15 protein-coding genes and 2 pseudogenes are annotated in these 20980 nt (G+C 62.0%); 9 read left to right on the forward strand and 8 right to left on the reverse strand.

What is annotated here, in order from left to right; genetic code table 11:
* Positions 1–8: 8 nt before the first annotated feature.
* A pseudogene (locus K6I40_RS19110) lies at positions 9–1129 on the reverse strand (AI-2E family transporter).
* A gap of 108 nt (positions 1130–1237) precedes the next feature.
* Between K6I40_RS19110 and K6I40_RS19115 the strand changes: the two are divergent.
* The 5 genes from K6I40_RS19115 (at position 1238) to K6I40_RS19135 (ending at position 6008) form a co-directional block, all read left to right on the forward strand.
* Complete coding sequence (locus K6I40_RS19115) at positions 1238–2362, forward strand: thiamine ABC transporter substrate-binding protein (RefSeq protein ID WP_222915472.1); 1125 nt, start codon at positions 1238–1240, stop codon at positions 2360–2362.
* Positions 2363–2366: 4 nt separating this feature from the next.
* Positions 2367–4280, forward strand: a complete 1914-nt coding sequence (locus K6I40_RS19120) for an iron ABC transporter permease (protein ID WP_222915474.1) — start codon at positions 2367–2369, stop codon at positions 4278–4280.
* Entirely contained in the window at positions 4277–5341 is a 1065-nt protein-coding gene (locus K6I40_RS19125; protein ID WP_222915476.1) for an ABC transporter ATP-binding protein, read from the forward strand. Before K6I40_RS19120 ends, K6I40_RS19125 begins: the two co-directional genes overlap by 4 nt.
* Positions 5342–5416: 75 nt before the next feature.
* The gene (locus tag K6I40_RS19130; RefSeq protein ID WP_222915478.1) at positions 5417–5728 is read left to right on the forward strand and encodes a carboxypeptidase-like regulatory domain-containing protein; all 312 of its coding nucleotides are present in this window, start codon (positions 5417–5419) and stop codon (positions 5726–5728) included.
* Positions 5729–5816: 88 nt separating this feature from the next.
* The gene (locus K6I40_RS19135; RefSeq protein WP_222915480.1) at positions 5817–6008 is read left to right on the forward strand and encodes a hypothetical protein; all 192 of its coding nucleotides are present in this window, start codon (positions 5817–5819) and stop codon (positions 6006–6008) included.
* Positions 6009–6014: 6 nt separating this feature from the next.
* On the opposite strand, the gene K6I40_RS19140 is transcribed toward K6I40_RS19135, so the two are convergent.
* Complete coding sequence (locus K6I40_RS19140) at positions 6015–7886, reverse strand: SLC13 family permease (RefSeq protein WP_222915482.1); 1872 nt, start codon at positions 7884–7886, stop codon at positions 6015–6017.
* A 299-nt stretch (positions 7887–8185) separates the two neighbouring features.
* Complete coding sequence (locus K6I40_RS19145; protein ID WP_222920408.1) at positions 8186–10561, reverse strand: ATP-dependent DNA helicase; 2376 nt, start codon at positions 10559–10561, stop codon at positions 8186–8188.
* 279 nt (positions 10562–10840) lie between these two features.
* Between K6I40_RS19145 and K6I40_RS19150 the strand changes: the two genes are divergently transcribed.
* On the forward strand, positions 10841–11077 hold the full coding sequence (locus K6I40_RS19150; protein WP_222915484.1) for a hypothetical protein: 237 nt from the start codon (positions 10841–10843) through the stop codon (positions 11075–11077).
* A 162-nt stretch (positions 11078–11239) separates the two neighbouring features.
* Positions 11240–11815 carry a DUF1684 domain-containing protein gene (locus tag K6I40_RS19155; RefSeq protein ID WP_222915486.1) on the forward strand — a complete coding sequence of 192 codons (576 nt, stop codon included), beginning with the start codon at positions 11240–11242 and terminating at the stop codon, positions 11813–11815.
* A gap of 295 nt (positions 11816–12110) precedes the next feature.
* Here K6I40_RS19155 and K6I40_RS19160 read toward each other — a convergent pair whose 3' ends face one another.
* Complete coding sequence (locus tag K6I40_RS19160) at positions 12111–12791, reverse strand: class I SAM-dependent methyltransferase (RefSeq protein ID WP_222915487.1); 681 nt, start codon at positions 12789–12791, stop codon at positions 12111–12113.
* A gap of 319 nt (positions 12792–13110) precedes the next feature.
* On the opposite strand from K6I40_RS19160, the gene K6I40_RS19165 reads away from it, so the two are divergent.
* Entirely contained in the window at positions 13111–13689 is a 579-nt protein-coding gene (locus tag K6I40_RS19165; RefSeq protein WP_222915489.1) for a hypothetical protein, read from the forward strand.
* A gap of 660 nt (positions 13690–14349) precedes the next feature.
* On the opposite strand, the gene K6I40_RS19170 is transcribed toward K6I40_RS19165, so the two are convergent.
* From K6I40_RS19170 to K6I40_RS19185, 4 genes and pseudogenes are all read right to left on the reverse strand, one after another.
* A complete protein-coding gene (locus K6I40_RS19170; protein WP_222915491.1) occupies positions 14350–15132 on the reverse strand; it encodes a hypothetical protein in 783 nt (260 codons plus the stop codon).
* 494 nt (positions 15133–15626) lie between these two features.
* Positions 15627–16625, reverse strand: coding sequence for a Zn-ribbon containing protein (locus tag K6I40_RS19175; RefSeq protein WP_222915493.1), 999 nt, complete (start codon positions 16623–16625; stop codon positions 15627–15629).
* A pseudogene (locus K6I40_RS19180) lies at positions 16625–17025 on the reverse strand (DUF2073 domain-containing protein). Before K6I40_RS19180 ends, K6I40_RS19175 begins: the two are co-directional and overlap by 1 nt.
* Before the next feature lie 5 nt (positions 17026–17030).
* Entirely contained in the window at positions 17031–17669 is a 639-nt protein-coding gene (locus tag K6I40_RS19185) for an Era-like GTP-binding protein (RefSeq protein WP_222915495.1), read from the reverse strand.
* A 1470-nt stretch (positions 17670–19139) separates the two neighbouring features.
* On the opposite strand from K6I40_RS19185, the gene K6I40_RS19190 reads away from it, so the two are divergent.
* Entirely contained in the window at positions 19140–20924 is a 1785-nt protein-coding gene (locus K6I40_RS19190) for an ORC1-type DNA replication protein (protein ID WP_222915497.1), read from the forward strand.
* The last annotated feature ends 56 nt before the right edge of the window (positions 20925–20980 follow it).

Here is a 20980-nt window from a genome sequence, read left to right on the forward strand (position 1 = left end):
CAGCGCGGTCAGTCATCGGCGGTCTGCGAACTCGACTCCTCGAAGGTCGTCTCCGTGTCGGCGGCCCCGTTCGATGGGTCCTCGGGGTCCGCCTCGACGAGTTCACTAAACGAGGCATCGCCGTTGACCTCGTCGGCGAGCAGGTCGACGGCTTCGACGAAGACCGCGACGATCAGCGGGCCGACGACGACGCCGATCGGGCCGAGCGTGAAGAGCCCGCCGGTAAAGCCGACGAAGTAGAGGCTACCGGGCAGGCCGGCCGACCGGCGGGAGAGCCGCGGTCGGACGGCGATATCGGGGAGCCAGGCCACGAGGACGAGTCCGAGGACGCCGATCAGGGCCGCCGCGACGAGGTCCCCGGCGGCGACGTGATAGAGCGAGATCGGAGCGATGAGCATGCTCGGTCCGATAATGGGGACGAACTGCAGGACGGCGGCGACGATCGAAAGCGTCAGCGCGGCCTCGTAGCCGAGAATCCGGAACAGCGGGTACGCGATGGCGAGCGTCGCGATCGAGGTCGCGACCTGCAAGACGTAGATCGCATACAACGTCTCACGGGCCCGCTGGGCGAGCGCGTAGACGATGTCCCGATACCCGTGTGGAATCGGTGCGACGGCAGCCCGGCCCGCTTCCTCGCCCTTGAGCAGGAGGCCGAACATGAGGACGATAAACAATGCGAACTTGATCGCGAGCACCGGCAGCGCCAGCGCGAACGAGGTCGCGGCATCGCTGAGATAGCCGACCGCGAGCGCCTGTACTTCCCCGGCTTCGACGGTGTACGTCGCCTCGAGCACCGTCATGGAGAGCTCCCGCGGAAGGCCCTCGACGGCGTCGAGCACCTGCTCGATACGGAAGTAAAGCGCGACGATGATGGGAATGAAGACCGCGAGCGCGGTCACGAAGCCGATGACGGTCGCGGCGAGTGCACCGTCCACTCGGAGAGGCCGCGCCTGACGAGCCAGCCCTGAACGGGCATGAGGACGTAGGCGACGGTGAGCGCGAAGAGGATCGTTTCGAGAACCTCGAGCAGGATGCCGGCCGTGAGAACGCCGAGCGCGACGACGATCCCCGCGAGGACGTATCGTCGCCGTCCATTCGAACTCGCCGTTCTACTCGAGGGCCCTGTCACAGCGGTGAGTCTTACCTGGGGAATAAAGCCTTTCGGCTCTGACAGCAGTGCTGGAACGAAACGACGCCGATCAAGAGTCTTAAGATCACCCAGTGCAACCACCGGGTAATGAAACGACGGACGTTCGTCGGCGCGGTCGGTGGGAGCGCGGTCGCTGGCGTCGCTGGTTGTTTGACTCAAGAGGGGGACAACGGCCAGGGCAATGGGACTAACGAGAACGATCCCGAACCGGAGAACCCCGACCTCAAGGGCGAGCTTCGGGTCGCGACGTACGAATCGATGGTCGACGGCGAGAATCCGGCCGGTCCGTGGCTCAAGGAGCAATTCGAAGCGGAGTACCCTGACGCCGAGCTGACATGGACCGTTCCGAACAACGCGATCAAGGACTACATCGATCGCAAACAGCAAAACGCCGAGATCGATGCCGACATCTATCTCGGAGCGAACATCGACGACCTCGTCCGAATCGACGACACCCTCGACGACGGCGGCCTCCTCCGAGCGCTCAACGTCGACCGGATCGACAACGCCGAACGGATCCGCGACGGGCTCGACATGGGAGATCCCCACGGGCGCGTCCTCGCCTACGATACGGGCTACATCTGTCTCGTCTACGACGAAACCGTCGTCGACGAACCCGAGACGCTCGAGGACCTGACCGAACCGGCCTACGAAGACGCGCTGCTCGCCCAGAGCGCCCAGAGTTCGGATCCAGGGCAGGCATTCCTGTTATGGACGATCGACGCCTCCGGCGAGGACGGGTATCTCGACTACTGGCGCTCCCTCGACGACAACGGGGTTCGCACGCTCAAGGACTGGAGCGAATCCTATTCCGGGGCGTACATGAACGGAGAACGGCCAATGGTCGTCTCCTATTCGACCGATCAGGTGTTCGCCAACCAGTACGACTACGATATGAGCCGTCACCAGATCGCGTTCCCGAACGATCAGGGCTACGCGAACCCCGAGGGAATGGGAATCTTCGAGAAAGCGTCCGAACTCGATCTCGCCTATGAGTTCCTCGATTTCGCCCTCTCGAGTGAGGCCCAGGCCGTCATCGCCCAGCGCAACGTCCAGTTCCCGGCCGTCGATTCGGAGTACGTTGACCTCGACGAGGAGTTCGACCAGTACGCACACGTTCCGCCGGAGGCGGTGACGATCGGCTACGACGACCTTCGGGGCAACCTCGACGGCTGGGTTGAGGACTGGGCGCGCGAGTTCGCCAGCCAGTAGGCCCGTGTCTCGACCGGAATGGGCCGAGCAGGGAGCCGGCCTTCGACAGCGATCCGCCACCGCTCGCCGCTGGCTCGAGCGCCACGCGCTCGCTCTGACAGCGCTGGCGACGGCCGTCGTCCTCGCCGTCATGCTCTACCTGCCGGTCGGCATCGTCTTCGTCAACGCCGTGGTCGACGACGGCGTAGCGACGCTCGCGTTCTTTCGCGAGGCCCTCACCGATCCGTTCTATTTCGGTGTCCTCGCGGACGTCTTCGCGGAGCCGCTGGCGGTTCGGAGCCACCTCGAGTCGTTCATCGGCTGGCTCACAGCGATCTCGATTTCGGTATCACTCGAGTACCCGATCCCCGGCATTGCGCTGCCGATCCCATGGTTGGGCCTCGAGATGCCGGCGATTCGCAAGGGGCTGTTCGGCTTTACGGCCTACCAGGCCGCGCTGTCGACGTTCGCGAGCGTCGTGCTGGGGCTGCCCGCGGCGTACGTGCTCGCGAACTACGAGTTCCGGGGCCGGCGAACGCTACGCTCGCTGACGATCCTCCCCTTCGTACTGCCGGGGATCATGGTCGCCGTGGGCTTCTACGCAATGTTCGGTCGGACTGGGACGCTCAACCAGTTACTCGGAATCGCCGGACTGGGACCGTTCCCGTTCATCGAGTGGAACCCGCTCGCGATCGTGATCGTCGCTCACGCGTTCTACAACGCGCCGCTGGTCGCTCGCGTCACCGTCGCCGCTTGGGAGTCCGTCGACGCCCGGAGCGTCGAAACCGCGCGCAGTCTCGGGGCGAGCCCCCGTCGCGCATTTCGCGATGTGGTCGTCCCGCAGCTCATGCCGGCTGTCCTAACCGGCGCGTTGCTGACCTTCATCTTCACGTTCATGACGTTCCCCATCGTGCTCGCGCTGGGCGGGCTCCAGCTCGCGACCGTTGAGGTCTGGATCTACGATCGCGTCCGCCAGCTTGCCTACGCCGAGGCCGCGACGCTCGCCATCCTCGAGACGTTCCTCTCGCTCGCCCTGACCTACGCCTACCTCCGGTACGAGTCCGCCCAGTCCGGGCTGGCTCGATCGGCCACCGCGCCGTCCCGAAAACCGCTCTTTCCCGACCTCCGGACGGCGCTGTCACCGCGCCGGCTGGCGATCATCGGCTACGGACTCATCACCGTCGTCGTCTTCGTCGGTCCGATGGCGAGTCTCGTCGTCGGGAGCGTAACGGACGGGAGCGGATTGACGACGCGCCACTACGCGTTCTTACTCGAGCGCCAGCTCGAGGGGGCATCGTATCAGACCCTGCCGTGGATCGCGATTCGAAACTCGCTACTGTTCGGCGTCGCGACGCTGGCCGTCGCTGTCCCGATGGGCGTGATCGTCTCGGTTGTGACGGTCCGAGCCGGTCGCGGCGGGACAATCGTCGACACGCTGGCGATGCTCCCGCTGGCGGTCAGTGGCGTCGTGTTCGGGATCGGCTTGCTGCAGGGGCTCGTCTTCGGGATTTCGCTACCCGGCGGCTGGCGGTTCCAGGTGACCGGCGCGGTCGCAATCGTCGCCGCCCACGCTGTCGCGGCCTACCCCTTCGTCACGCGCAACGTCTCCCCGTTGCTCGCGAATCTCGATCCGGCGATGGTCGAGTCCGCTCGAGCGCTCGGGGCCTCCCGGTACCGCGCGCTCCGGGACGTGGAACTACCGCTCGTGGCCAGCGGTATCGTCGCCGGAGCCGCTTTTGCCTTCGCCATCTCGATCGGCGAGTTCTCTTCGACGGTGATTTTGGCCAGCGGAAGCCAGACGTACACCATGCCCGTCGCCGTCGAGCGCTATCTCGGCCGTCGCTCCGGGCCCGCGATCGCCATGGGAACCGTACTATTGGTCGTCACGGCCGCGAGTTTCGTCGTCGTCGACCGCGTCGGCGGGAGGTTCGAGCGATGACCGAACTGTGTCTTGAGGACGTCTCGAAAGTCTACGGTGCGGACGAAACCGGGACCGTCGCGCTCGAGAGCGTCGATCTCACCGTGCGCGACGGGGAGTTCTTCACCCTGGTCGGCCCCTCCGGCTGCGGGAAGACAACCACCTTGCGAGCGATCGCCGGGTTCGAGGAGCCAACCGAGGGTGACGTCCGCTTCGACGGCCGAAAGATGACCGGCGTACCGCCCGAACGGCGGGATGTCGGCGTCGTCTTCCAGAGCTACGCGCTGTTTCCCCACATGAGCGTCGCCGAAAACGTCGGCTATGGCCTCCAGTTTCGAGAACCACCCGACGGAGGGACGGTCGACGAACGCGTCGCAGAATTGCTCGAACTAGTCGATCTCGAGGGGATGGGTGACCGCGATCCGGAACAGTTGTCGGGTGGCCAGCGACAGCGGGTAGCGCTGGCTCGCGCACTCGCGCCGGCTCCGGACCTGCTCTTGCTCGATGAGCCGATGAGCGCGCTCGACGCGCAGCTTCGGGAGTCGCTGCGTCGACAGGTCAAGCGAATTCAGTCAGAACTCGAGATCACGACCGTCTACGTCACCCACGATCAGGCGGAGGCGCTGGCGATCTCGGATCGGCTCGCGGTCATGAACGGGGGACAGGTCGAACAGGTCGGCCGGCCACAGAAGATCTATCGCGAGCCCGCGACGCGGTTCGTCGCGGAGTTCGTCGGGGACAACAACGTCTTCGACGGTGAGGTTCGCAGCCGCGAGGGCGACTACGCGACGGTCGCGGTCGACGGTGAGACGTTCACGCTGGCGCTCCCCGACGGAAGCGATCGAGTCAGCTTCTGCGTGCGACCGGGCGCGCTCTCGCAATCGGTCGCGGACGAGCGATCGGCCGCTGAAAACCGGCTAACGGTGACCGTCGAGACCAGCGAATTCCTCGGCGAGACCGTCCGCATCAACGGCCGGTGGAACGACAGCAGAATCGTCCTCCGCCTGCCGAACGTTCCCGAGAGCGATGAACTGACGGTCGGGTTCGCGCCCGACGACGCACACATCGTCGCCCAGGAGTGAGATATCGCCGGTCATCTCGAGAGGCCCGGAACCTGCAAGTGGCCTTCTTTCACCGCCAGTGTGATAATAGCTGTCATGAGAGTTACTCGGCAGCTCCGGATCGATGTCGAACGCAGGGAGCTAGCGGCCGGGACAACGATTACCGTTCGCGTCCGCGACAATCGACGGCAAGCCATCGAGGGAGCCATCGTTACGACCGAAGCGAAATCGGCTCGGACGGACGAGCGTGGCCTGTGTCGACTGCGGTTCGATTCGCCCGGATTCTGGAAGCTCACGGCGGCAAAATCCCCGAGCGAGCGCGTTGCGTACAAGCCAGCGTCGGCGCTCGTTCGAGTCGTCCCGAACGCGGCCGCGCTCCGTCCGTATCGCCCCATGAGATCGCGATAGCGCCACGTTGACGGATGGGGTCACTCTCGAGGCTATGGGAGTGATCGCCTACCACAGCGTTATCCCGCCTGCTCCCATCTCTAATAGCATGGCAGACTCCAAAGACAGTCGAGACAAGCAGGCCGACGACGCGGAGGAGCGCCAACGAGAACGAGAGGTTTCGGAGGCGCTCGAGCGAGATGATGAGGACGAACCGCCGCTCGACGAGGAGACGAGTGAGGCAGAATCCGACTCTGACGGGGACGATCGGGACGAAGAGAGCCCGAAAACGGAGGAGTAGGAGTCGTTACGTAACGCCCCAGAAGAACGCGATGCCGAAGACGGTCACGACGGAGAGCAGCAACTGGAGCGGTGCGCCGACCCGGACGAAGTCCATGAACTTGTAGCCGCCGGGGCCGTAGACGAATAGGTTCGTCTGGTAGCCGACGGGCGTCAGGAACGCGGTCGAGGCCGCGAACGTCACCGCGAGCACGAACGCGAAGGGGTTCGCGTTGATCTGCGCCGCGGTCTCGACGGCCACTGGGAGCATCAACACGACGCTCGCGTTGTTCGAAATCACGCCCGTGATGAGCCCTGTCGCGAGATAGAACACCCACAATACGCCGATGATGGGGAGATAGGCACCGGTCGAGGCGACGAGTGAGCCCAGCAGATCCGCCCCGCCAGTCTGCTCTAAGGCGATTCCCAGCGGGATGATGCCGGCGAGCAAGAAGATCACGTCCCACTCGACGGCGTCATAGATCTCCGTCGGCTTGAGGACGCCCGTCGCGACCATCGCGACGACGCCAGCGAGCGCAGTCACGAGAATCGGTAGGGAGAGCGCGGACATTGCTTCGAACGCGCCAACGCCCGTCATACCGGCGAGGGCGGAGCCGACCGCCCCCCACGGCACGGCGACGAAGCCGACGACACCCGCCATGATCGCCGCCGCGTGGGGAATCTTCTCGGTCCGGTAGTCCGGCTCCTCGGGCTCGTGTGCGACGATGAAGTCGTCGTTCTGCGAGAGCCGGTCGATGCTGTCCGGAGCCGCCTGGACCAACAGCGTGTCACCGACGCGGATTCGGCGCTCGTCCATGTGATCGCGGACCGTCTCCCCGCGGCTGCGGAACGCCAGCACGGTCGCGTCGTAGCGCTGGCGAAAGGTCGAGCTCTCGAGCGATTCGCCGACGAGAAAGGAGCCCCGTGGGACGACGACCTCGACCAGCGTTCGGTCGGGTACCTCGTCGGGCTCTAAGTCCTCGACCGTCTGCGGGTTGCCCGCGAGCGTGAGCGTTCCTCGATCGACGAATTGCTGGACGGTGTCGCGATCGGCGCGCAGCCGCAGCAGGTCTCCCTCTCGAATCGTTTTCTGACTGATCGGTTCGATGAACTCCTCGTCGTCGCGGACGACCTGGAGGATGTCGGCGTCGAACTCGACGTGGTCGATGGCCTCGGCGACGGTCGCGCCGACGATCGGCGAGTCTTCGTTAACGACGGCTTCGGTCAGATACTCCTCGATCGCGTACTCCTGGACGTAGTCCTCGTCGACGGGGACACGCTCGGGCAGCAGTCGGTGGCCGATGGTCATGAGATAGAGGCTGCCGACGAGGAGGACGATGATTCCAAGCTTGGTGAACTCGAACATCGAGAACGGCTGGCCGAGCAGGCGCGCGGAGACGTCGCTCGCGAGGATGTTCGTCGAGGTGCCGATGAGCGTGAGCATCCCGCCGAACATCGAAGCGTAGGACAGCGGGATCAGGAGCTTCGACGGGGAGGTCTTCCCCTTGTGGGCGATGTCCGAGATGACGGGAACGAGGATGGCGACGACCGGCGTGTTGTTGATAAAGCCGGAGATCGGACCGCTGACACCGATCGTCGCGAGCAGCTGTTTGTCGAGGTCGTCGCCGGCGAACGCGGACATCTTGCGACCGATGATCTGAACGACTCCCGTCTGGCTGATCCCCGAACTGAGAATCAGCATTGCCAGCACAGTGATCGTCGCCGAATTGGAGAAGCCGGATGTCCCCTCCGCAGTCGATATTTCGGTGAAGTTCGCCACGCCGTCGGCACCCAACACCATCAACAACACCATAATCAAGATGGCAGTGACGTCGATGGGCAGCAGTTCGGTGATGAAAAGCACCAGCGCAATGGCGATGATTCCGAACACGACCAGCATCTGCGGAGTCACGGCAAGGCTACCGGAGTCGGCGGCCAGCGGCGTAGCCCCAATGTCTGAGAGGAAACATCCAGACACAGTTAACAGTACGAATATTCGGACCGTCCCGCTTGAAGGCCCCGGTTCGATACGAGTCCGCGACCCAGCACAGCGCCGCGTCGCCGATCGGCCGTCGAGCTATCGTAGCCACTAAAACGAGTGATACGCTGATTGCACAGCTGTCATGCGAGCAGGTGTGCAGTGACTGTCAGTGGCTACTATAGCGGCCACTGCCGACGACTAAGGAAGACGGTCGGCTGCTACTCCGAGGACAGCCGGGATCCGAACCGCTCGAGACCGACATCGAGCATGTCGGGACTGACGGGTTGGAACTCGCCGTCATCGGGCAGGTATGATCTGACCGAGTCCCAACTATCGCGGGCGTAGCGCTCGTCGAGCAGGACCCGAACGCCGACGTCCTCGGGACTGCGGATGACACGGCCGATTGCCTGCCGGGCCTTCCGGACTGCGGGAATGGTCAGCGCGTAGGTGAATCCGTCACCGAACTCGTCGTCGTAGGCCCGGCGCACGGCCTTCGTTCGGGGGCTCGAAGTGTTGACGATCGGAACGCCACAGACGACGGCCGCGGCGAGGCGATCGCCGCTGTAGTCGACGCCCTCGGTCAGCGTACCCCGAAGACTCGTAACGAGCACCTTCCCCTCGCCCGCGAAGAACTCGTCTTTGAGCGACTGGGTCGTCTCGTCGTCGCTCGCGGCGTCGAGCAGGACTGGCTTGTCGACCCGGTCCTCGAGCTGCCCGGCGACCCACTCGGCTTCGGCGTAACTGGGCATCCCGACGAGGACGTTACCGGAGAGGCAAGCGACTTTCGCGATGGCGTTGGTGTAGGACCGCCGCGTCGGATTGTCTGCTCCCGGGCTGCCGCGATTATCGTAGGTGTACTTCGGTGCGGCGACGGCGAAACTCTCCCGGTTCTCCGCGGGGAAGTGGAGCCCGTACCGGCGCTCGACGACTGGTCGGTCTTCCTCGCGCGCGAGGTACTGGAGTCCCGTCACCTCGGTGAACGCCTCCATCGGCTCGAGCGTCGCGCTCATCAGAATCCCGCCGCCGAAGTTGCCGAGCCGGTCGCCGATGGCGTCACTGGGGACACAGTTGTGCAGGGACAGCCGGGCGTTGTATGCCCGTCGCCACGAGTCCGCGGGTTCGGTATCGTCCCAGGTGCGCTCGAGTTCGATCTCCCGGAAGTAGTCGGTGTGGCCGCGGCGGTACCACTCGCCGAGGACGCGGCCGACGGCGGGCGCGGCGCGGGTCCGATCCTCGTCCTCTGCTTCGTTCAGTACTCGCTCGACAATCGCACCGACGGCTTCGGCGCGGACCCAGTCAGCATCGCCGTAGCCCGCCTCGCTCGCCCACTCACTGAGTTCGTCCTCGGCGGGCTCGCCCGGATTGCGGAGCGGGATCTCCTCATCATGGAGATCGTTCAGGTTCGACTGCCAGCCGCGATAGTTCCGGTCGAGATGGGCCGTGACCCGGCGATCGAGTTCCTCTCGGAGGTCCCGGACGAACTCGAGGGTCCGATTGAGTTCCTCGTAGGAGATGTCGCTGTCCGCGAGTTCCCCGCGGACGAGGTCGGCATCGGCGGTCTTGGAACCGCCCTCGGCCTGCCGGCCCTCGCGCTCGAACTTGATCGGCTGGACGACCCGAGAGAGTTCGGTTTCGGCGTCCCGGAGCGTGGAGTCAGCGACGCCCTCGCTGACCAGATCGCGAACGCGTGGCTCGAGCATGTGGGCCTCGTCGCAGACGACGAACGTTGACTCGTCGAGTAGCGCGCCGGTGAAGGAGCCGACCGTCTGGGGGTCGAAGGCGTGGTAGTAGTTTCCCATCACGACCTCGACCTCGCCGAGGGCGGCCCCCATTACGGAGTGGGGACAGGTGCCGTGTTTCACCGAGCGGGCGACCAGTTCTTCTGGCGTGACCATTCCGGCGTCGGTAAAGTCGTAGGGAACCGCTTCCGCGGCCGATCCGTCCTCCTCGTCGTCCGGCAGGTCCTCTAAGTACTGCGCGTAGAACGGACAGTACTCGGTCTCGGCCCCCACGGGACCGCCATCGCCGTACTCGGGGAGATCAGGCGGATAGGGCGTCGGTTCGCCTGCAGTCCCGAGAAACGTATTCTTCGACTGGCTGCCGCTGTCGGCCAGCCCGATCTGCTGGCTTCGGGCGCGGGCGGCCAGGTTTTTGGCCGTCGCGTCGCCGCCCTCACCGGTGAGGTCGCGAGTGCGATCCCGCAAGGTCTCGCACCGATCGTAGACGTTGCCGTCGTCAATCCCCGCCGCGTTCTCGCGGTTATACGGACAGACATCGGCCTTCCCGACGAGTGTGAGCCCCGAAATCGGGTCCCAGTCGGTCGGCAGGTTCTCGTTGATCGTCTCGAGGTCGGCCTCGAACTGGCGCAGTTGCTGTTTGACGCTCGTGAGCACGAGCACGCGGTCGTAGTCGGTGTCCGGATCGCGCACAAGGTCGATCCCCGCGGTGAGCGCAATCATCGTCTTTCCGGTGCCACAGGCCCCTTCGATGACGGTATACCCGCCTTCCTGCCCGGTGTCGATGGCTGTCTCGATACCGTCGACTTGCGGCTCGTAGGGCTGGGTGTGGCCGAACACCGTCCGCCAATTCGTCATTCTCTCCGTACTCATCGTCGGTCGTCCATAGCGTTGACGGACTGGATTGGCCGCGTCATGTGGGATAAATGTCGGGAACGGTTGCGGGACCAATCGAGTGACTCGAGCCGAAGTGCGCTTACAGAAACTATATTTTTCTACACAGTCTGGTTTACTGATTACTGTTCCCAGACAGTCCGGTTCAGTGTGGATAGCAATCCGTGTTCGTGCATTCGGATCGTCGTCTACCCGGTTGCTGCCAGCGTGACCCTTTAATTACCCGAGTCCCTACAGTCGCGTGTGAAGGTCCCCCAATCTCTGAAAGACGTCGACCGAGATGCAGTCGTCCGCACGTTCGAATACGACGACAGCAGCGTTATTGCGGTTGATTTCGGCACTTCGGCCGCTGACATTTCGGTCGATGTCGTCGGCTCGACTGCGATCATCCTCGCGGACAGCGAGCAGTTCGAGTTCGAACTGCCGCCCGAGGCGAGCGACGTCTCCGCGCGCCACGGCGTGCTCACGATCAAAGAGTAGCGCCGGACTCGAAGCAGCAACCGCGGCGACGAACGATCGGACCGGTTCAACCCCTGTTTTGGCGGTTTCGAGTGCGTTTACGACGCGGGTGAGACCGGTCCGGACCGGTCGGAGACTGACCGGAAGCGCAACGCCTTCCCCGGTCCGCCGACTACTCCGGCTATGAGCGATTCCATCGACGTCGAGCGCTGGCGCGACGAACTCGAGTCGAAACGCGCCGAGAAAGACGAGTTCTTCGCCGACCATCCCCAGTCACCGATCCCGCCCGAGGAACGGGACGACTTCGAGGGACTCGACTATTTCGAACCGGACCCGACCTACCGCGTGACTGCGACCGCGGCGGTCCACGACGACCCCGAGGTCGTCCTGATGGACACCACCGCGGGCCAGGAGATGCGCTATCTCCGCGTCGTAACCCTTGAGTTCGAACTCAACCGTGAGGACGAGGACCTGCAGGACGGGACGTTCGAACTCGCGGCCTACAAACAGGAGAGCCCGAACGAGCAGCCGCTGTTCGTGCCGTTCCGTGACAAGACGACAGGCCAGCAGACCTACCAAGGCGGTCGGTACATGGAACTCGAGCCGGATCGAGATCTCGAGGACGGCGACGAACTCGTCGTGGACTTCAACCTCGCGTACTCGCCGTTCTGTGCCTACAGCGAGACCTTCGACTGTCCGCTACCCCCGGAAGAGAACTGGCTCGAGGTGACGATTCCGGCCGGTGAGCGCTACGAATAGTCGGCCTCTCACATTTTCCGACGCAGTCAGTATATACCATAGAGTAGTCGCGTCCGTTGAAGCGATTAGGAGAGAAAGCGTGACTATCCTGATGATCGTACTTACACTTGAGTCGATACGATAGTCGAGCGACAATCGGTCACCGATGAAAGAGGTGTGTTTCGACTCGAGATGTCGGCGGTCTGACGGCCTGTATCCCAGATATTTCGATCTCGAGTGGAAACCAGGGGGTTTTCGCTGACAGGTTGCTATCAGTGGATGACTACGGAGGAGAGGGTGAACGAATAGGGGAAAGTCAGGGAGCGACGCCGACGGTGAGCAGCGTCCCGAACTCGCGGTAGCGTTCGACCATGTTCTCGCGAGTGTCCCAGTCTTCCGTGGGGAACTCGGCCGCGTCGGGAATCGTGATCTCGCGATCGGGAATGGTGTCTTGCTCGGCGACGGCGAGTCCCGCGTCGCGGAAGGCCTCGCGGTACTGCTCGCGGTCCCAACGGGTCATCTCGATAGCGATGAACTCCTGCCACTCGTGGGAGTGGACGTTTTCCTCGTAGTAGTTCACCGCACAGTAGAAGGTGCCACCGGGACGGAGGACGCGGGCGACCTCCTCGAGCGTGTGATGGGGATCTGCCGCGTAATAGAAGGCTTCCATACTCCAGATGTGGTCGATCGAGTCATCGGCGAAAGGGAGGGCGTCGAAGTCACCGACGAGATAGCCGACGGCCGGGTCATCGGTGTACCCCGCTGCGTTGCGTGCCATTTCGGGCGAGCCGTCGAGTCCGTAGACCCGGCCGGCACCCTTGGTATCGCGGAGCGCGCGTCCGGCGTAGCCGCTCCCACAGCCGAGATCGAGGACGGTGTCGCCGGCTTCGATCGGTATCCGTGCGAGCGCATGCTTTGCAGTGTGCCAGTGGCGCTCCTCCATCCCCTTGTCCCGACCGCTCGCCGCCCAATCGTCGAACTCCTCGCGAACGCTCATATGCGCAAGTTTGGGTGCCGTGGGCCTAAACGCGTTCGCATCGGCAGAGGAACGGGCTGTCCCATAAACGACTCCCCCTACCGTTCTCACTGCGATGAAAACCACCGATAGATTCTTTAGGCTGGCCTAAAACATAGGAAGTGAAGGGTCGTCGGTGACCGAAATCCGTGGGCATCCGGATTTCGTTTCGACGCTCGGTGAGTTGCACTGTCCCAAACCTCGCCAGTTTTTCAGGCCCTTCCTCCGTTTCCGACGCTGACTCCCCGACGAGAGATACATCCGCACGCTTAAGGGCGTTCCCAAAGTTGTTCACGCCACTATGGAGTATACGCTTGAGATAGACGGGACGCCGGAGACGGTACCGGGCGGAACCGGTGTACTCCTCTTGCATCCGAGCACCGGCGAAACCGACCGCATCGACACCGATTTCCTTAAAACCGACACCGATAACTTCCTCGTCATCTCCACGCGAACCACCGCTCGCGAAGTTAGACAGAAACTCGAGCACTACGACGTCGACGAGGAGTGTGCTGAGATTCTGGATACGCTAAGCATCGAACGCGGCTACTCGCGGCGCTCTTCGGATACCGTCCACTACGTCGCCGCCCCCGACGATGTCGATGGCATCGTCGATCACATCGACGGCTTCCTCGACGACCACGACGGCAAACTCCGCATCAGCTTCGACTCCGTAACCGAGCTCGCTTACTACGCTGGCGACGACCAGGCCCTCGAGGCGGTCAAACGAATCCTCGAACTGCTCGAGGACCACGACGCAGTTGGTCTCTTCCACCTCTCGGAGGAGCCCCACGACGAGGCGCTCGTCGAAGAGTTCCGCGGGCTATTTGATGGGATCATCGACCTCGACGAGGACGGCAGCGTCGACGCCGAGTTCTGAGCGGCAGCCAGCAGCACGATTTTCGGTTTTGCCACGGAGAACGCTAGGGGATATTCTACAGAGCACCGCTAACGGGAACTACCGACAGTAGCGCGTGCTGATCGACCGATGCGATGGCGCGTGCTGATCGACCGTATGCGGTGGCGCATGCTACCGATGCGATGGAACGTGCTGATCGACCGTATGCGGTGGCGCATGCTACCGATGCGATGGAACGTGCTGATCGACAGTGAGCCACAAGGAGGCACGAACGAAGTGAAGGCCGACGGAAACGAGCGGTGACCGCAGGGAACTGCGAGCCGATGGCGAACTATCGTTCGAACACACGCGAGGTCTTCGCGAACTCGGTGAGCGAAGGTTTGGAAGGCGCAAAGCGTCTTCCAGTGGATAAGTGAGCGCCGAGAGGGGTGAACAACGTGACCCCCTCGAGTAGCGAACGAATCGGCTGGGTAGACGTGGAAATCCCCCAGTGACAGCCCGAGCAGGACGCTTACCGTTTTTCTTCATGCAATCTACGACGCACGAACACCGAGTCAAGTGACGGAGATTCGAGGCCACTGAAATTCAAAGTCACGGCGACTCGAGCCAAAGTCACTCGTGTCGTCCCGAACACTGTCACGGGACTACGTAACGCCAGCCGAAACAATGGGGCGACGTCGCTTAGTCCTCGAGGGAATCGAACGTTTTCTCGGCCCACTGGATCGCATACTCCGGCCCGTGATCCAGATACGCCTCGGTATCGAGCGCGGCGAAGGGAGCAGGCAGTTCAATCGCGTGTTTGATCGCGGCACATGCCAGTTCCGTCGCATCAGCGAAATCGGTCTCACCGCGTGCGACCGCACGCGGGAGCCCGGCGACGCGGTCCTCGAGTCGTGTCCCGGCGTCCTGCCAAGCGTCGGCGAGTTCCGGATGATCGTCGTGCCAGTCAGCGAAGACGTCACGGGTCTGCAGGCCGACCCAGCCGTCGTACAGCGCTGCAGCGACCTGATAGGTGTCGTTCGGATCGAGCGCGACCGCCTGATCGAGGTCGGGATACGTCTCCTCGAAGAAGCCAATGAAGTGCTCGGGCACCTCGAGGTCAACCTGAACGAGCGCCTCGGCGATCAAGAAGTCGACGAACGCCTCTGGCGAGCCCTCGACACGCGGCTTGACGAGAACGATCGGCGGTTCGGTCTGGCGAGTCCAGACGACGCTGCCATCGCCGGGCATCCCGATGGTGAGATCCGAACTCACGTAGCGGGCAAGCAAAGCCGGCGCATCCTCCGGTAGCCAGGCTGTGGGATAGCTTGCGGGCTCGAGCGCATCGACGATCAAGCCGAGGTCCTCGGCGACCGCTGGATTCAGCGTCTCGAAGTCGCGTTCGCAGTCGAGGACCTGCACGTGGGATGCGTGGGCCTCGTGGACAGCCTCGACTCGATCCGAGAGTGTACGAGCCTCGAACATCAGGCGAACGCGTTCTGGAAGACGAGCAGGATCGACAGCAGCGCCGATGCGGCGACCGTGGCAAGAACGACCTTGGTGGCAGTGCTCATGTCCGTAGCGTCGTATCCGCGTCGCTTAAATCCATCTGTCTCCATTCGTGTTCTCTCCGTCACCGGTTCGATTTCCGTCTGTCAACGTCCGTTTCAATCGTCCGTCAGCGCCGGTTTCAGTCGTCCGTCAGCGCCGGTTTCCGTTCACGTTCTCGCGACCGTCTCGGCTCCGTCCCTTCGCACCTGAAGGACACCGTAGCCACGCCCAGAATAGGAGGCACCGACGACCTGAACGATCGGAACGCAGACGACCGTCTTCATCACAGTATGCATTTCAATACAACCGACGATTTCGTATGGAACACGGACCAGATAGTGGGAGGCGTCATTCCTCGAGAACCGGCAGGCTGCAGTCGAAACAACGCTGTGCTGGGAGGCGGAAAGTGAGATATCGACGGACGAACCTCAGTCGTCGTCCTCGTCGTCGTCGTGCCACGAATCCGGCACGTCAATGACGTACCGCCCGTCTTCCTGCAGGGAGATTATGTATTCGTCCCGGTTGTAGAGCTCCATCAGGTTGAGTTCGTACTGTCCCGGCCGGACGATCTTGATGCTCTCGAACTGGTCATTGAGCTCCGCCCGGAGCTCCTCGATCGACGGGCGCTGCCCGCTCGGTTCGCTGACGACGCGACCGTGTTCCGGGGGCTGGTCATCGGCATCGGGGCCGACCCCAGCCCCAGTCTCTAATCCGGTCCCGGTTTTGGCTTCGCTCTGCGGACCGACGACACCGCCCGCGTCGCTGTCAGGTCCCGATCCGTCTCCATCCGGATTTCCGGAGTGAGGCGGGAGATCGTCCGAGGGAACGACTTCGCTGCGGGCGTCGGCCTGTGCCGAATTCTCGTCGTCCGCCATCGTCGCAGTCGGGCCGCTCGATTGTCGGTCCGACAGGTCCTGAGATGGAGCCCGCTCGTCGGAGCCCGTCTCAGTTGACGACTCGGCAGCCGCCTCGGCCGGCGATCCGGACCGATCCTCGGGCCGTCGCGCCGTCTCGGGCCACTCTTCGAACTCACCGTCCGACGGCGAGCTCGAATCACTACTGTCGGAGTCATCGCTCGAGGGCCAGGAGCCGTCCGACCCCGTAGCTGCCGTCGATCCGTTCGGCTCCGACTGCTCGGCGGACTCCGCATCCGGTTCGTCGGCGGACCCAGCGGATACCCAGCCGCGAACGGTTTCCGCGGCGCGTGTCGCGACGCTGTCCGATTCGGGCGACTGAGCGTCCGCGGAAGCACTCGCAGCATCGACCGACCCCGAACCGTCGGCATCAGTTCCACCGGACGATTGGGCTGTGGCCGTCGTGGTCGGCGCAAACTGAAACTTGTTCCCGCCGCAGTCTGGACACCCCGACAGCATCTCCTTGGAGCCGTCGGCGAACGTCCGGCCGCAGTTCGTACACTGGTGTGGCATTAGTTACGGGACACGAGCGCGCTGATGAGCGTTTCGTCCTTGTGGAGCGTCTCGATCTGGTTTGCCGGTCCGATTACCGTCAGCTTTGCTTCTGTCTCGTCACCCCCATGATACGACCGAGCAGCGACGAGTCGCGGGTCTCGGACTTGGGATAGGTCTCAATCTCGATCCCATTGAACTCGTCGGGGCTGATCTCGGCCATCGTCACCTCGATGAGTCGGCTCTCCTCGTCGGGCGTCAGCCCCTCCTCCAGGATGACGATGTTGCCGTCGTGGACGCCGTCCAAGATCATCCTGATCTTCTCCATCGTCGCCATACCGTCCATGCGCTCGCCGCTGATCAGATCGATCTGTACACCGTCGGGTGCGTCCGAATCGTCAGCGTTAGTTGCTTTTGGCATCGTAATCACCCGAAGTATTCGGCGATGTTGTCGTACACTTCGTCCATGTTGTCGCCCTCCTTTGCGGACAGCGGAACGGTCTTGTGCTGTGGGAAGGCGTCCTCGATCCGCTTGACGCTTGATTCCTCGAGGTCGGTCTTGTTCGCGAAGATCAGAACGGGAAGATCGCGAGACTCGACGATACCGATCAGCATCGTGTTGACCTGCGTGATCGGATCCTCTGCGCTATCCAGAACGTAGATGACGCCGTCGACATCCTCTCGCAGCCAGTGCATCGCTTCGGCGACGCCCTCGGTAGCTTCACGGGAGCGGCGAATGGCGTCATCTTCGTCCATTTCGTCGGTGAACTCTTCGTAGTCGACCTTCGTCGTCACACCCGGTGTGTCGACGATGTCGATGGTCACCGTCTTGCCGTCCCGTTCGATCTCGACATTTTCTTTTCTGCGTGCGCGACGTGTCTCGTGCGGGACGTGACTCTCCGCCCCGACCGCGTCACCAGTCCAGTCACGCGCGATACGGTTCGCGAGCGTCGTCTTGCCAGCATTCGGCGGACCGTAAATACCGATTCGTTTGGGCTCCTGTTCCGAAAACAGGCGGTCCGTAGCCCGGGAAATACTATCTTTGAGTTCTGTGAACAGTCCCATCTGTAGAGGCCTCCAGCACCGCGGGGTGCATCTGCGCGTACTACAAACTGAACTCACTTAAGCCTACGTCAGACGTGTAGACAATTCGATGAAATTGAGTTAGTGCGAGCCGAGATTGTAATCGAGACCGATACGCGTTTGCAACGAATACTGAGGGAAAACCCGGCCGAAAGAGCAATTGTGAGTCCGGGTCAGACGAATAGGGAGAGCTGAGCACAATGGGCAACGTGAACTGTAACCAGTGATACTTGTTTGTATCCAATGGTATGATAATATATACCATATGGACACATGAGGGACAAATCGAGAGGTCTGGAGACCCCCACCCCTTCGTTTCGAGTGGAGATTGTCGAGGGCACGGGTGGGAACACGAACTGGCGGACCGATGTCGGGAGGAAGTTTGCCCCGTATTTCGACTCGAGACGGTTCTCAGGCCAACTGTGAGGCTGAATTCGTCGATAGAGACGTTTCTAGTAACTCAGAAGGCTATCTAGCAAGATAGACGTCTCCAAGTGATGATTCTAGCAGGAACTAGTAAATACAATCTCAGCTCTAGTAAGACTAGCTGTTTTGCTAGTGCTACGGTTACTGTTTCTAGTCTACCCAAATAAATCTTCCCGTGATAAATTGCTGTCGAACCCCCCACCCACCCTTTTGACTCGTTCCACCCGAAACGAAGGGGTGGGGGGATTCGACGATCCGTCAGATGGTATCCCATACCACATTTCCATAATCAATCCTCGAGCCGGTCTTCTCATCGTCTCGGAACTGAGACGACACGCGTCCCGATGACCCATCCCGGTCACGCATCACGGAGACACCATGGAGAGACGTAATATCACGGAAATACGTAGGGGAGATTCGTCCCTATTTATTCAATTTTCCAATCTATTACCATGTCCCCGCAAAACCATCAGAAAGACGTCAGTAATAGAACGGGACGAACTCGAGACTACGTCATGAGATACTGTTTTGTCAGCCTATCGTTATCTTTCGATTGAGCATCTCAATCGTTCATCCCGCGATAGCCGATCATCAGATGTCACGGTCTCTTTGCTGGTATAACACTCGCTGACAATCTACTACTATGTTACTAACTAGTATTGTTTTGTGCAACGCGTGGACCCAATCGATACTAGTCTACGCTACGACGCTGCAACTACCCCATTAGTTCGAGTGTCGGCTTTTTCTCGAGCGGATCCAATCAGCTGACAACGATTCACCGGGAGAAAGAGAGAGTAGAACCCGATCGTGAGAAGACAATTGGCTCCACACTGAACGCCGTTTCCGTTCTAAAACGAGGGGGAAGGGAAGGCTTTATTACCGTGGTTTTCCTCTGTTTCGTTTGCATCAACTGGACCCGAATCGGGTATCTGGAATGGTGGATCCCTCCACGGAGGCGATCACACCGCTATATTCCCGCTCCCTGGTTCGGCGTTCCACTCGAAATAAGGGGGTGCTGTACGACGGATGTCAGACGATAACTCAGAGATCACTGGTTCGGACGAGGTCGATGGAACGAGCGGATTCTCGACGAACTTCGAGAACGCCGATCTCGGCGACGAAGAGTCGAATCAGGGACTGTTCGACGACCTGCTCAGCGGCGAACCGATCTTCGAGAACAAGGAAGTCCTCCGCCCGTCCTATACGCCACACGAACTCCCCCACCGGAGCGATCAGATCAACAAGATGGCGACGATCCTCGTCGCTGCGCTCCGCGGTGAAACGCCGTCAAACATTCTCATCTACGGGAAAACCGGGACCGGCAAGACTGCGAGCGCCAAGTTCGTCAGTAAGGAACTCGAGAGCACCTCCCAGAAGTACTCCGTTCCGTGTGACGTCGAGTACATCAACTGTGAGGTCACTGATACCCAGTACCGCGTACTCGCACAACTCGCGAACAAGTTCATCGAGAAGAACAAAGCACGGATCGACGACCGCGTCGCGGAACTCGAGTCGCTGCTGGACGATCTCGACGAGTACGACGCCGACGCGGCGCGTCGCAGTACCGACGTAATCGAGTCCAGTACTGAAGCGGACGACCAAACGGCGTCGGACCCCTTCGATTTCGCCTCGAGCGAGGAGACGGAGCCGGACACAGATATTTCGACTGGAACCGATACCGGTGCTATGTCGGGCGGTTCTCCACTCGAAGAAGGGGGGTCTTCTGGCGGGCCAGCGGATTCCGCCGACCCATCGCCGTCCGCCGAGGAGACTGGACTGGCGGACGTTAACGGCACCGATCACGACGATGCGACGACCGATCCGACTGCGCCCCCACCGGACCATCCTCTCGAGTCGACGGCGTTCGAGACCCGTGCCGAGGTCGACGACCGAATCACCGAACTCGAGGACGACAAGGACTCGTTCGAAGAGGTACCAATGACCGGGTGGCCGACGGATCGGGTCTACAGCGTCTTCTTCGACGCCGTCGATTACGACGAGCGTGTCGTCGTCATCATGTTGGACGAGATCGACAAACTCGTCGAGAAGAGCGGCGACGACACGCTCTATAACCTCTCGCGGATGAACTCCGAGCTGGAGAACTCGCGGGTGTCAATCATCGGTATTTCGAACGATCTGAAGTTCACCGATTTCCTCGATCCGCGGGTCAAGTCCTCGCTGGGTGAAGAGGAAATCGTCTTCCCGCCCTACGACGCGAATCAGCTGCGGGACATCCTCAAACACCGCTCGGAGGTTGCGTTCAAGGGCAACGCGCTCTCCGATGACGTGATCCCGTTGTGTGCGGCCTTCGCCGCACAGGAACACGGCGACGCGCGACGTGCGCTGGATCTCCTGCGGACCGCAGGCGAACTGGCCGAACGGTCCCAGGCCGAAACGATCGTCGAGGAACACGTGCGTCAGGCCCAGGACAAAATTGAACTCGATCGCGTCGTCGAGGTCGTCCGCACACTGCCTACCCAGAGCAAACTCGTCCTCTTCGCGATCATCCTCCTCGAGAAAAACGGCGTCCACAGCATCAACACGGGCGAGGTGTTCAACATCTACAAGCGCCTCTGCGAGGAGATCGACGCGGACGTGCTGACCCAGCGGCGCGTGACCGATCTGATCAGCGAACTCGATATGCTCGGGATCGTCAACGCCGTCGTCGTCTCGAAGGGACGGTACGGCCGGACCAAGGAAATCAGCCTTTCCGTTCCACTCGAAGAGACGGAAGCGGTCTTACTGAGCGACTCCAGACTGAGCGACATCGACGACGTCCAGCCGTTCGTCCAGGCGCGGTTCGAGAACTGACCGGCGGCTCACGTCCGCTCCTTCGACTTCTCTGCGTTTTGGCTGCACACACCTCA

The organism is Natrinema sp. SYSU A 869, from assembly GCF_019879105.1.
Classification (GTDB): Archaea; Halobacteriota; Halobacteria; order Halobacteriales; family Natrialbaceae; genus Natrinema.